The sequence below is a fragment of the Streptomyces sp. NPDC085900 genome (assembly GCF_044540925.1).
GTDB lineage: Bacteria > Actinomycetota > Actinomycetes > Streptomycetales > Streptomycetaceae > Streptomyces > Streptomyces gilvifuscus.
The window spans coordinates 354,117-366,942 of record NZ_JBITSP010000006.1 but is presented as its reverse complement, the minus strand read 5'-3'; the positions used below and the strand labels follow the sequence as shown (position 1 = coordinate 366,942).

The window sequence follows — 12,826 nt, the reverse complement described above, 5'->3', positions numbered from 1 at the left end:
CCGTGGTGCGTGCTGTTCCGTGCCGGATGCACGCTGCCGGCTGCCGGCTGTGTGTGGCTGGTCGCGCCGTTCGCCGCGCCCCTTCGGGTCGGTCAGCCGGCCGTCGGCAGCTGGGTGGCCAGCAGGACCGGCAGGCGCGTGGTGCGCGGCTTCGCGGGGATTTCGGAGACCGCCCTCGGGAGGGCCTGGTCCACGCCGTGGACCACGGAGAGGTGGCGGTCGGCCCGGCTGAACGCCGTGTAGACCCAGGGGCGGCTCAGCGCCTGGGCGGCGTCCCCGGGCAGCACCACGACCGCCGCCGGCCACCGGCTGCCGACCGCCTGGTGCGCGGTCAGGGCCCAGCCGTGCCGCACGCACTGCTCGACCCGCTCCTTCGGTACGACCACGGAGACGCCCGCGCACGACAGGTGCAGGCCGTCGGCGTCGGCCTTCACCACCTGTCCCGGCACGGTACGGCCGGGGACGGGGGAGTAGGCGACGCGGTCACCGGGGTCGAAGCCGCCGAAGCGGCCCGGGCCCGGGTTGAGGCGCTCCTTGAGGGCGGCGTTGAGGGCGCGGGTGCCGACGGCGCCGCCGTGGCCCGGCGTGATCACCTGCGTCTGTTCGGCGGGGACGCCGAGCGCGCGCGGCACTGAGTCGGCGACCAGCTGCACGGTCCGGTGCACGGCCTCGCCCGCGTCCCGCACGGGCACGATCACGACCTCCTTGCCAGGAGCCTCGACCTGGTTGAGCTCACCGACACCGATACCGGAGACCAGCTCTCCGAGGGGCCCGGGGTCCGGCAGGCGGGAGGCGATCTGCGGGCAGACGCGTGCCGCGAGCAGATCCGCGAACACCCGCCCGGGACCGGCCGACCACAGCACCGCCGGATCACCGGCCAGCACCAGGCGGGCCCCGTCGGGCAGCGACTCGGCGAGCAGCGCGGCCGTCTCCACGTCAAGCTGAGGCGCGTCGAGCACCACGAGAAGGTCCAGATCCAACGCGCCATCGGCGTCCCGGCCGGGCCCCTCGGCCCCGGCGAGCAGCCCGGCGACAGTGACGACGGGGAGGGCACCCGATCCGTCGGTGAAGCCGCTGCCCGCCGTGCCGTCGTCCGGCGTCGGGCCACTCGGCGTCGGGTTGCCCAGCCCTTCCGTCCCGCTCAGCAGCCGCGTGAAGCGTTCGCGGCCCAGTGGGGTGTGCGTCGCCGCCCAGGCGCGCAGGCCGAGGGCGTGGGCCGTGCGCAGCAGGGCCGCCGGTTCGGCCAGGGACGCCTCGCCGCCCGTGTGCAGGACCAGGCCGTTGCCCGCCGTCGCGCGGATCAGCTCGGCCGTGGAACCCTTGGCCGCCTCCGCGGCCCGCTCCCACTCCTGCGCCGAACCGTCCTCCTTCGGCACCGAGTTGATCAGCCGGGCCAGTCCGTCGGCGAGGCTCTCCTCCGCGAGGGCGTACCGCTCCAGGCCGACCAGGATGCGAACGGGCCGCTCGGCACCCTCCTCGTCGTTCTCCTCCGGCGCCGGTGCGCGCGGGTCCAGGGCGTCCTGGAAGACCAGGGCCTCGCCCTCCGCGACGGCGTTCTGCACGGCGGCGTCGGCGTCCGGGACGCCCCGCTGGGCCAGCGCGGCGGTGAGCGCCCCCATCTCCAGCGCGGTGTGCCCGGCCAGGGCGGCCTGCTCCAGCAGCCAGCCCGTCAGCGCCCGGCCCCGCCGCTCGTCGTCCGGCCCGGCTTCCGTGCCGAGCAGCGCCCGGGCGAAGCCGTCGGCCTGCTCGGGCCGCACTCCGCCGATCCGCAGCAACTGCCAGGGGTCGGCGCGCAGCTGTTCCCCGGCGCCCTCGCCGAGCGCGGCGGCGGCCTGCGATGCGAGCGAGTCCGGGGCGCCGCCGTCTACCAGCACGCGCCGCACTTCGTCGACGGCCTCCGCCGCCACAGCCGCCGGCGCGACGGGCTGCGGCGCCGGCTGCGGCCGCTGTACGGCCTCCGGTGCGGGCCGGCGCGGCGCGGGCTCCTCGAACACGGCGGCCACGGGCTTCTGGCCGCTCTCCACGGCCCGTACGGCCGCCAGCAGATCGGCGGCCTTCCCGCTCAGCTTGGCGCCGGCCTCGACGGGTCCCTTCCGCTCGGCCTTGCGCCGCTCGATCCGCTCCCGCTCCAGGCGCTGCGCGGCCAACTCGGCCTCGGCCTCGGACAGCTGCGCGCCGGAACCGCCCTCGGCGGCCGTGCCCTCACCGTCACCGGCCTCCGCGGGGCCGGCCTCCGCTGTGCCGTCGTCCGCCGTGCTGGCTTCCGTCGGGCTGCCCTCCGCTGTGCCAGCGTCCACCGTGCCGCCCTCCGCGGCCCCCTCTTCCACGGCGCCGTCCTCCGTCGCGCCGTCCGGCGTCTCCGGCCCGGGCTGCTCCGTGGTCTCCGGCTCCGTGCTCACAGCGTGCTCCAGTCGTGATCGGGATAGCGGTGCACGGGCGCCGACACGTCGTCGAGCGCCCTGCAGATCTCGTCAGGAAGACTAAGGGCCTCCACTGACAATGCCGCCGTGAGCTGCTGGGCGTTGCGCGGACCGATGACGGGCGCGGCCACGCCCGGCCGGTCGCGGATCCAGGCGAGCGCGACCTGGAGCGGGGTCACGGCGAGCCCGTCCGCCGCGGTCTGCACGGCGTCGACGATCCGGCTCGCGGTGTCGTCGAGGTAGGGCGCGACGAACCGCGCGAGGTGCTCGGAGGCGCCGCGCGAGTCGGCCGGCCTGGCGTCGCCGCGGTACTTGCCGGTGAGCACACCGCGCCCCAGCGGGGAGGAAGGCAGCAGGCCGATGCCCAGATCCAGCGCGGCCGGCAGCACCTCGCGCTCGACGCCGCGCTGCAGCAGCGAGTACTCCATCTGCGTGCTCGCCAGCCGGGTCCGGGTCCCCGGCGCCGCGAGCTGCCACGTGGCCGCCTTCGCCAACTGCCAGCCGCAGAAGTTGGAGACACCGGCGTACCGGGCGCGACCGCTGCTGACCGCCAGGTCGAGGGCCTGGAGGGTCTCCTCCAGCGGGGTGCAGGGGTCGAAGGCGTGCACGTGCCAGATGTCGACGTAGTCGGTGCCGAGGCGGGCGAGCGAGGCGTCGAGGGCGGAGAGCAGATGGCCGCGCGAGCCGTCGAAGCGGCGGTCCGGGTCGGGCACGCTGCCGGCCTTGGTCGAGATCACCAGGTCCCGGCGCGGGACCAGCCCTTCTATGAGGCGTCCGAGCAGGTATTCGGCCTCTCCGTCGCCGTACACGTCGGCCGTGTCGACGAGGCTGCCGCCTGCCTCCCAGAACGTCTTCAAGAGGTCCGCGGCGTCGTGCTCGTCGGTGTCCCTGCCCCACGTGAGCGTGCCGAGTCCGATACGGGACACACGAAGGCCGGTGCGGCCGAGATGCCTCTGCTCCATGAACGCCGAGATTACTGGCCGGAACCTGCGGTGTGGGGGCCTGTGGACAACCAGTTTCCACAGGTTAGGGTCTGCGCAACAGGCACGACGTTACTGATCGGTAAGGGGAACGGCCATGCAGCTCGGGATCAACCTCGGCTACTGGGGCGCCGGAATGGACGCGGACAACCTGGAGGTCGCCAAGGAGGCCGACCGGCTGGGGTACGCCGTGTGCTGGGCCGCCGAGGCCTACGGCTCCGACGCGGCCACCGTGCTCAGCTGGGTCGCCGCCCACACCGAGCGCATCGACGTCGGCTCGGCCATCTTCCAGATCCCGGCCCGCCAGCCCGCGATGACCGCGATGACCGCCGCCACCCTGGACTCCCTGTCCGGCGGCCGCTTCCGCCTCGGCCTCGGCGTCTCCGGACCGCAGGTCTCCGAGGGCTGGTACGGCGTCAAGTTCGACAAGCCGCTGGCACGCACGCGTGAGTACGTCGAGATCGTGCGCAAGGCCATGAGCCGTGAGCGGCTGTCGTACGAGGGCGCGCACTGGACGCTGCCGCTGCCCGGCGGCCCGGGCAAGCCGATCAAGCTCACCGTGCACCCCACGCGCGAGCACATCCCGCTGTACATCGCCGCGATCGGCCCGAAGAACCTGGAGCAGACCGGCGAGATCGCCGACGGGGCCCTGCTGATCTTCCCCTCCGCCGAGCACCTGGAGGAGACGACCGTCAAGTACCTGCGCGCCGGGCGCGAGAAGGCCGGCAAGACCATGGAGGGCTTCGACGTCCACCCGACCCTGCCGCTCGCCGTCGGCGAGGACAAGGACGTCGCCGCGCTCGCCGACGCCTTCCGCCCCTACACCGCGCTGTACGTCGGCGGCATGGGCAGCGCCAAGCAGAACTTCTACAACCAGCTCGCCCAGCGCATGGGCTTCGAGGCGGCCGCCGCCGAGGTCCAGGAGAAGTACCTCGCGGGCGACAAGCAGGGTGCCGCGGCCGCCGTACCGCACGAGCTGATCGACCAGACGACCCTTCTCGGCTCCGTCGACCGCATCGCGGACCGGATGAAGGAGTACGCGGCGGCCGGGGTGACCACCCTGAGCCTCAACCCGGCGGGCTTCACGTTGGAGGAGCGGATCGCCTCGCTCCGCGCCGGCACCGAGGCCCTGGAGCGCGCCGGCCTGGCCTGACACCAGGCCCGGACACCGGAGTTGTTCCGCGGCCGTGGTGGGGGCTCGGGGGTCTTCCCCGCCACGGCCGTCACGGGGAACAACGCGTCGCGGCCCGTGCGGTTACGCCCTTGACGTGACCGCGCGGCTCCTCCTTTCGGCGCAGTTGTCCGGCACAGCTGTTGCGGCACCTCAACGGTCGCACTTGACTCGTTCTTTGCGGAATGGTCCGGAATCTGCGACGTCTGCGAGTCCTGCGGAGAGGTGCCCATGATGCTTTCGGCCAAGAGTCTTTTCCAGGAGATCCTCGACGACGACCGGTCCTTCGCGCTCTTCTGCTCCATCGCGGCCAGCGGCGAGTCCCAGGGCGGCTGGGAGAACGGCCGTATCGCGGCCCTCGTACCGGAGAGCGAGCGGGCACTCGCGCCCAAGATCGCCCGGCACGGCGCCGACGAGGACAAGCACGGACGGATCTTCACGGCCCTGATGCGCAAGCGCGGCCTTCAACCCGTCCCGGTCCCGCCCGAGACCGACTACACGATGCTCCTGGAGAAGCACGGCATCGGTCTGGCCCACGACGCGCTCAGGGGCGACCGGCCGCTGACCGAGCAGGACATCGTCACCTACCTCGCCCACAGCCGGGTCACCGAACAGCGCGCCTCGGAACAGATGGAACTGCTGCGCCGGCACTTCGCCGACCACCCCGACATCGGCCGCGCGGTGCGGATGATCTCCGGCGACGAGGACAACCACCTCGCCTACTGCCACGAGGAACTGCTGCGGCTGGCCCGCGCCGGACACGGCCGCGCCATCCAGCGCACCCTGCGCGAGTGCGCGCTCGCCGAGATCCGCGTCTACCGGGACGTCAGCCTCGCCGTCATGGACCACATGGGACGCATCCTCGGCTGGCCGAGGGCCAAGTCCGCGCTGCTCGCCTCCGGCATCCACGCCGTGTACGCGTACGAGCGGATCGCCGGCTGGCGGCGCATGGTGACCCTGCGCATGCCCCGACGGCGCGACGCGCTCGGCGGACCGGCCACCACCGCCCCCGAGTTCGCCTGAGCCCGGCGGGTCCCGCTCGGTCCCGCCCCGCTACAGCCAGCCCCGCCGCTTGAACAGCCGGTACAGCAGCAGCTCCAGGGCGGCCATCACCACGATCACCGCCGGATACGACCACGTCCAGTGCAGCTCGGGCATGTGGTCGAAGTTCATGCCGTAGATCCCCGCGATCATCGTGGGGATCGCCGCCATGGCCGCCCACGCGGAGATCTTCCGCATGTCGTCGTTCTGCCGGACGCCCGTCTGCGCCAGGTGGGCCGACAGGACGTCCGAGACCAGCCGGTCCAGGCCCTCCACGGACTCGTTCACGCGCGTGAGGTGGTCGCTGACGTCCCGGAAGAAGGGCTGCGCCTTCTCGTGCACGAAGGGCACCCGCCCGCCGGACAGGCCACCGCCCGCGAGCCGGGCCAGCGGCTGGGCCAGCGGACCCGTCGCCCTGCGGAACTCCAGGACCTGCCGCTTGTAGGCGTAGATGCGGGAGGCGGTGTGCCGCGAGCCGCCCTGCGTCGGCGAGAACACCTCCTCCTCCAGCTCCTCCAGGTCGGTGCCGAGTTCGTCGGCGACCTCGACGTAGTGGTCGACCACGGCGTCGGCGATCGAGTACAGCACCGCCGTGGGGCCGTGCCGGAGGTTCTCGGGCTCCTCCTCCAGCCGGTGCCGCACGTCGGCGAGCGGCGCCTCCTCGCCGTGACGCACGGTCACCACGAAGGAGTCGCCGACGAAGACCATGACCTCGCCGGCGGTGACGATGTCGCTCTTCGGCTCGTACCCGACCGGCTTGAGGACCATGAACAGCGAGTCGTCGTAGATCTCCAGCTTGGGCCGCTGATGCGCCTTCAGGGCGTCCTCGACGGCCAGCGGATGCAGCCCGAACTCCTCCGTGACCCGGGCGAACTCCTTCTCCGTCGGCTCGTAGAGGCCGATCCAGACGAAGTCGTAGGGCCCGCGACGGCACTGCGCGAGCGCGTCCGAGAGGTCCGGGGGGCCCTCCGTCCGGCGCCCGTCACGGTAGATGGCGCAGTCGACGATCACGGAGCGTATTCTCCCTTCGTAGTACGGCAGGTGCACCCTGCGAGGCGCCTACCCTTGGCCGCATGCCCACGCTGATCCTGGTCCGGCACGGACGTTCCACCGCCAACACCGAGGGAGTGCTCGCCGGGTGGACACCCGGTGTCGCGCTCGACGAGCGCGGGGCGGCACAGGCCGCCGCGCTGCCCGAGCGGCTTCAGGGGCTGCCGATCTCCGAGGTCGTCAGCAGCCCGTTGCAGCGCTGCCGGGAGACGATCGAGCCGCTCCTGCGGGCCCGGCCCGAGCTCACCGCGCACACCGAGGAGCGGATCGGGGAAGCCCACTACGGCGACTGGTCCGGCCGCAAGCTCGCCGAGCTCAAGGACGAGCCGCTGATGGAGGTCGTGCAGGCGCACCCCTCCGCCGCCGCGTTCCCCGGTGGCGAATCGATGCGCGCGATGCAGTCCCGCGCGGCCGAAGCCGTACGAGAATGGAACGCGCGCGTCGAGCGCGACCACGGCGCGGACGCCGTCTACCTCATGTGCTCGCACGGCGACATCATCAAGTCGCTCGTCGCGGACGCACTCGGACTTCATCTCGACCTCTTCCAGAGGATCTCCGTTGAACCGTGTTCCATCACCGCGATCCGTTACACCCGCCTGAGGCCGTTTCTCGTACGCCTCGGCGACACCGGTGACTTCGCGTCGCTGGCACCGCGCGAAGAACCCCCGGCCGAGGACGCCACGGTCGGGGGCGGTGCGGGCGCACCGTGATCGTCGGGCGCAGTAGGGTGAAGCGGTCGCAGTAGCGCCGTTGCCGATCCCCGACTCCAGGAGACAGGACGTGTCCCGTCAGGTGTTCCTCTACGACCCCCCGGACCGCTTCGTGGCCGGTACGGTCGGGCTGCCCGGACGCCGTACGTTCTTCCTCCAGGCCACCGCAGGCCCCCGGGTGACCAGCGTGGCCCTGGAGAAGACCCAGGTCGCCGCACTCGCCGAGCGCATGGACGAACTGCTCGACGAGGTGGTGCGGCGCAGCGGCGGCAACGCGGCCGTCCCGGCCGTGGCACCCACCGAGATCTCCGACACCGACCCGCTGGACACCCCCGTCGAGGAGGAGTTCCGGGTCGGCACCATGGCCCTCGCCTGGGACGGCGAGGAGCAGCGCATGATCGTCGAGGCGCAGGCCCTCGTCGAACTCGACGCCGAGTCCGAGGAGGACCTCGCCGAGGCCGAGGAGCGCCTGCTTCAGGACGAGGAGAACGGGCCCCCGATGCTGCGGGTCCGGCTGACCGGCGCGCAGGCGAGAGCCTTCGCCAAGCGCGCCCTCGACGTCGTCAACGCCGGGCGGCCGCCGTGCCCGCTGTGCAGCCTCCCGCTCGACCCGGAAGGACACGTATGTCCGCGCCAGAACGGATACCGCCGCGGAGCGTGACCACGGTCGAGCTGCTCACCCGGGGTGAGCTCACGGTCCGCGGACAGATCCGGGACGCCTCCAACGCCGTGCTGTACTGCTCCCTCGCCCACGAGGGCGAGGAGGTCACCTGCGTCTACAAGCCGGTGCGCGGCGAGCGCCCCCTGTGGGACTTCCCCGACGGCACCCTCGCCCAGCGCGAGGTGGCCGCGTACGAGGTCTCCGAGGCCACCGGCTGGGGGCTGGTGCCCACCACCGTGCTGCGCGACGGGCCCTTCGGCGAGGGCATGTGCCAGGTGTGGATCGAGGGTGAGCCGGGCGACGGGCTGCTGGCCCTCGTGGACGGCGAGGAACCCGAGGCGGGCTGGAAGGCGATCGGCTTCGCCGAAGTGGGGGAGGGCCGGACGGCGCTCCTCGTGCACGCGGACGACGAACGGCTGCGCCGGCTCGCCGTGCTGGACGCGGTCATCAACAACGCCGACCGCAAGGGGGGCCATCTGCTGCCCGGCGGGGGCGGCCGGCTCTACGGCATCGACCACGGGGTGACCTTCAACACCGAGAACAAGCTGCGCACCCTGCTGTGGGGCTGGGCGGGGGAGCCGCTGACCGAGGAGGCGGTGACCGTCCTGAAGGGACTCCAGGAATCCCTGGCCCCCGGCGCGGCACTCGCCGAGCGGCTCGGCGCGCTGATCACCCCCGCCGAACTCGACGCCACGCGCGCGCGTGTCGCCGTACTGCTGGACACGGGAAGGCACCCGGAGCCCAGCGGGGAATGGCCGGCCATTCCCTGGCCGCCGGTGTAGGAGCAGACTGACCGGTACCGCGCAAGAGGGCCTTACCGGCCATCCGGCCCGGTCCGGTTCGTATACGGAACATCCGTCCGGTTAGGCTCATGACATGCATGCCTGGCCCGCTTCCGAGGTCCCCGCCCTGCCTGGTCAGGGCCGCGACCTGAGGATCCACGACACCGCGACCGGCGGCCTCGTCACCCTCGACCCCGGTCCCGTCGCCCGTATCTACGTCTGCGGCATCACCCCGTACGACGCCACCCACATGGGACACGCGGCGACCTACAACGCGTTCGACCTCGTTCAGCGCGTGTGGCTCGACACCAAGCGGCAGGTCCACTACGTCCAGAACGTCACCGACGTCGACGATCCGCTGCTGGAGCGCGCGCAGCGGGACGACGTCGACTGGGTGGCCCTCGCCGAGAAGGAGACGGCCCTCTTCCGCGAGGACATGACCGCCCTGCGGATGCTGCCGCCCCGGCACTACATAGGCGCGGTCGAGGCGATACCGGGCATCGTGCCGCTCGTGGAGCGGCTGCGGGAGGCGGGCGCCGCCTACGAACTCGACGGCGACGTCTACTTCTCCGTCGAGTCCGACCCGAACTTCGGCAAGGTCTCCAACCTGGACGCGGCCGCCATGCGGCTGCTGTCCGCCGAGCGCGGCGGCGACCCGGACCGCCCGGGCAAGAAGAACCCGCTCGACCCGATGCTGTGGATGGCCGCCCGCGAGGGCGAGCCCAGCTGGGACGGCGGCTCGCTGGGCCGCGGGCGCCCCGGCTGGCACATCGAGTGCGTCGCCATCGCCCTCGACCACCTGGGCATGACCTTCGACGTCCAGGGCGGCGGATCCGACCTCGCCTTCCCGCACCACGAGATGGGCGCCTCCCACGCCCAGGTGCTGACCGGCGAGTTCCCCATGGCCAAGGCGTACGTCCACGCCGGCATGGTCGCCCTCGACGGCGAGAAGATGTCGAAGTCCAAGGGCAACCTGGTCTTCGTGTCGCAGCTGCGCCGCGACGGCGTCGACCCCGCCGCCATCCGGCTCTCCCTGCTCGCCCACCACTACCGCTCCGACTGGGAGTGGACCGACCAGGTGCTCCAGGACGCCGTGGACCGGCTCGGCCGCTGGCGTGCCGCCGTCTCCCGGCCCGACGGCCCGCCCGCCGAGGCCCTCGTCGAGGAGATCCGCGAGGCCCTCGCGAACGACCTGGACGCCCCGGCCGCGCTCGCCGCGGTCGACCGCTGGGCGGCTCTTCAGCAGGAACAGGGCGGTACGGACACCGGCGCCCCCGGTGTCGTGTCGCGCGCCGTCGACGCGCTGCTGGGCGTGGCCCTGTAGGTGGTCGTACGAGAGGGGCGCCTCCCCCGCGGGGAGGCGCCCCTCGTGTTCTCCTGCGGACGGCGAGGTCAGATCCGCTGGATCCGCACGCTGCGCAGGACGTTCGGGGACTGCGTGTCCCAGACGCCGATCACCTGGTGACCGAGGGCGAAGGCCTCCTGGATCTGCTGGTGCAGCTGCGGAACCGGGTTGATGAGAACCCGGAACTGACCGTTGATGCGCAGGAAGACCTGCTGCGGCTGGCCCTGCAGCGGCTGCGGGATGTCGACGAAGCCGTTCGCCACGCCGGAGGCGAGCGCCTGCGTCTGAGCCTGCTGGCTCACCTGCTGGAGCACCGACTGCGCCAGCTGCGCCAGCTGCTGCTGGGTCTGCTGCTCCTGCTGCCGGGCCTGCTGGTCCTGCTGCTGAATCTGCTGGCCCTGCTGGCCCTGCTGCTGTCCGAACGGCTGCTGTTGCTGCTGCTGCCCGAGCTGCTCCAGCAGCTGGTGGAAGGGCTGCTGCTGGCCGAGCTGCTGCAGCTGCGGCATCATGCCGGCGCCCGGCCAGCCGGCGGACTGCTGCTGTCCGAACGGCTGCTGCTGTCCGAACGGTTGCTGCTGTCCGAGCGGCTGCTGCTGTCCGTAGCCCTGCTGCTGCCCGTACTCCTGCTGCTCGTGGGGCGAAGTGCTGGGGAACGCCTGGCCGTGCTGGCCCTGCTGTCCCATGTGGCCCATCTGCGGGGTGATGCTCATACGGATGTCACCTTCCCTTGATGTGAGGCCTTGCCTTGCCGGACCGTCAGCCGGTGACCACCAGGCCGACGATCTCGTCGTCCGAGAACCACACCCGGACGTCGGGCCGTCCCCCCGCGAACGCGGCGTGCACCGCCTGGCGGATCTCGGGGGACGGACGATTGAGGTTGCGCCAGGCGCCGGCCACGAACAGGCGGAGCCTGGGCGGGAGTTCACGGGGATAGGGCAGCAGCTCGTCCCAGTACCGCTCGGCGCGGCCCGAGCCGATCGCCTGCGGCAGCAGCTGGGTGACGGCCGCCTTGATGTCGGGCCGGCTGCCGATCCGCTGGGAGGCCGGGCGGCCCGGCGCGTCCTGCTGTTCGGAGCCGGTGGTCCGCAGCACCAGCCGGGCGCGCTCAGGGGACATCGGTGGCTGGCCGGCCGCCTTGAGCATGCCCTGCAGCGCGGCCAGCGCGCCGACCACCACCGGGGAGGCGGAGGAGGTCCCGGAGAACGTGTCCGTGTACCAGGCGATCTCCTCGGGACCGCCCTGCAGATCGCCGGGCCGGTCCCAGGAGCCGCCGGTGGTCGTGACCTCGCGCCCCCAGCCCTGGGCGTCCAGCCGGGCGCCGTAGTTGGAGAACGCCAGCCGTGAGCGGTCCGGGCCGTGGTCGCGGCCGTGCGTGCCGGGCGGCGGGGCGCCCGCGCCGACGAGGACGGCGCCGGAGGACTGGTTGGAGGAGTTGAACGGGTTGCGCCACCACTCGGGGAATTCGTCCGGGCGGCGCTCGTAGACCGCGTCGTCGAGGGACTCGGCGCCGTTGCCCGCCGCCTCGACCACGATGACGCCCCTGGCGGTGGCGTACCGGATGGCCGCGAAGTCGTCCGGCCACCACTCGATCGGGATGTAGCCGCGCTGGTCGTCGCGCTCGGCGTACTCGAACCGCGGCCCGGGGCGGTGGAGTTCGACCAGTACGACGTCGCCGGGACCGAGCCGGTCCGCCGCCGCGTGGATCGCCGCCGCCGTGCCGATGCCCTGGAAGGAGGCGGCCGCGGTCACCGCGTCCGGCACGATGCCGTTCACCCCGAACTCGCCCCGGTCACCGCCGATCACGCCGATCACCGCGGTGCCGTGGTTGCGCCACGCGAGGTCGGCCAGGGGAGTGCCGACCACGACGCCGGCGAGCTTGGCGGCCAGGTCCTCATGGCCCAACTGCCAGGCTCCCTCGACGTCGACGACCGTCACCCCCTGACCGGTCCCACCGGGACGCTGCCAGGCCCAGTGGGCGTCTATCCCCTCGGGGGCAGGGCGCAGATAGCCCTGCCGGCCGCTGAAGTCCGGGGTGGCCGGGGTGCCTTCCTTCAGCCGGCCGCTGTCGCCGGCGACGGTGGCGGGCACGGCGCCCGGTTTCACGTACGCCGTGTCGATCCCCGGCAGCGCCGCGATCCGTGAGCGCAGCTCCTGGGCGCGGCTCTCCCCGCCGCGCACCCGGTAGAACAGGGCGAGGTCGGGCACGTTCTGCTCGCCCGGCGGGGCGGAGGACTGCCGCAGCCGCTCCTCGCCGCCGAACAGCGGCTCCAGCGTGAGCTGTTCGTCGCCGAGGAACATGTCGAGCGCGGAGACGTCGGCGCCGGCCGCCGAGCGGACGCCGTCGGGCCGGGCGCGCAGCCGGGCCTCGGGGCGTGCGACGACGATCAGTTCCTGTTCGGCTCCGTGATAGGTGAATCCCGCTCCGTCGGGGCCCGGCCCGGAGGTTCCCGGACCCTGCCCCGGCTGTACCTGGTCGCTCATCGCTGCCGCTCCCTTCGGTCCGCGCGGGTGCGCCTTCGCTGCACAACCAAGCACTCCGACGGCGAGGCGTCCAGAGTGTTTTCACCAACTCCGTTTGAAACAAGTTGAATTGGGTAACGTGTGCAATCCGTCCGGAAACAGAGGTCACGCCTCAATCCGGCCAAAGGTCGCGGACCGTCGCCGCG

The 12,826-nt window shown here is 72.6% G+C and carries 11 protein-coding genes; 6 read left to right on the top strand and 5 right to left on the bottom strand.

Annotated features, from left to right (window positions below):
• Window positions 1-92: 92 nt before the first annotated feature.
• Together ACIGDI_RS23215 and ACIGDI_RS23210 are read right to left on the bottom strand one after the other, a co-directional pair.
• Complete coding sequence (locus ACIGDI_RS23215) at window positions 93-2,399, bottom strand: helix-hairpin-helix domain-containing protein (protein WP_399899649.1); 2,307 nt, start codon at window positions 2,397-2,399, stop codon at window positions 93-95.
• On the bottom strand, window positions 2,396-3,382 hold the full coding sequence (locus ACIGDI_RS23210) for an aldo/keto reductase (RefSeq protein ID WP_399899646.1): 987 nt from the start codon (window positions 3,380-3,382) through the stop codon (window positions 2,396-2,398). Before ACIGDI_RS23210 ends, ACIGDI_RS23215 begins: the two co-directional genes overlap by 4 nt.
• Window positions 3,383-3,497: 115 nt before the next feature.
• On the opposite strand from ACIGDI_RS23210, the gene ACIGDI_RS23205 reads away from it, so the two are divergent.
• Together ACIGDI_RS23205 and ACIGDI_RS23200 are read left to right on the top strand one after the other, a co-directional pair.
• Window positions 3,498-4,553 (top strand): LLM class F420-dependent oxidoreductase, encoded by a 1,056-nt coding sequence (locus tag ACIGDI_RS23205; RefSeq protein ID WP_399899643.1) that lies wholly within the window; start codon window positions 3,498-3,500, stop codon window positions 4,551-4,553.
• A gap of 252 nt (window positions 4,554-4,805) precedes the next feature.
• Window positions 4,806-5,594, top strand: a complete 789-nt coding sequence (locus ACIGDI_RS23200) for a ferritin-like domain-containing protein (RefSeq protein ID WP_399900039.1) — start codon at window positions 4,806-4,808, stop codon at window positions 5,592-5,594.
• Window positions 5,595-5,624: 30 nt separating this feature from the next.
• Here the strand turns inward: ACIGDI_RS23200 and corA are convergent, their stop codons facing one another.
• Window positions 5,625-6,623, bottom strand: a complete 999-nt coding sequence (gene corA / locus ACIGDI_RS23195; RefSeq protein WP_399899640.1) for a magnesium/cobalt transporter CorA — start codon at window positions 6,621-6,623, stop codon at window positions 5,625-5,627.
• Between the two features lie 62 nt (window positions 6,624-6,685).
• Between corA and ACIGDI_RS23190 the strand changes: the two genes are divergently transcribed.
• From ACIGDI_RS23190 to mshC, 4 genes are all read left to right on the top strand, one after another.
• A complete protein-coding gene (locus tag ACIGDI_RS23190; protein ID WP_399899638.1) occupies window positions 6,686-7,372 on the top strand; it encodes a histidine phosphatase family protein in 687 nt (228 codons plus the stop codon).
• 70 nt (window positions 7,373-7,442) lie between these two features.
• Window positions 7,443-8,033: a DUF3090 domain-containing protein gene (locus tag ACIGDI_RS23185; protein WP_200700903.1), complete on the top strand. Its 591-nt coding sequence runs from the start codon at window positions 7,443-7,445 to the stop codon at window positions 8,031-8,033.
• Entirely contained in the window at window positions 7,997-8,815 is an 819-nt protein-coding gene (locus tag ACIGDI_RS23180; RefSeq protein WP_399899634.1) for an SCO1664 family protein, read from the top strand. Before ACIGDI_RS23185 ends, ACIGDI_RS23180 begins: the two co-directional genes overlap by 37 nt.
• Window positions 8,816-8,909: 94 nt before the next feature.
• Window positions 8,910-10,139 (top strand): cysteine--1-D-myo-inosityl 2-amino-2-deoxy-alpha-D-glucopyranoside ligase, encoded by a 1,230-nt coding sequence (gene mshC, locus ACIGDI_RS23175; protein WP_399899631.1) that lies wholly within the window; start codon window positions 8,910-8,912, stop codon window positions 10,137-10,139.
• A 68-nt stretch (window positions 10,140-10,207) separates the two neighbouring features.
• Here mshC and ACIGDI_RS23170 read toward each other — a convergent pair whose 3' ends face one another.
• Together ACIGDI_RS23170 and ACIGDI_RS23165 are read right to left on the bottom strand one after the other, a co-directional pair.
• Entirely contained in the window at window positions 10,208-10,870 is a 663-nt protein-coding gene (locus ACIGDI_RS23170; RefSeq protein WP_399899629.1) for a hypothetical protein, read from the bottom strand.
• 46 nt (window positions 10,871-10,916) lie between these two features.
• Window positions 10,917-12,641 (bottom strand): S8 family peptidase, encoded by a 1,725-nt coding sequence (locus ACIGDI_RS23165; protein WP_399899626.1) that lies wholly within the window; start codon window positions 12,639-12,641, stop codon window positions 10,917-10,919.
• Window positions 12,642-12,826: the final 185 nt, after the last annotated feature.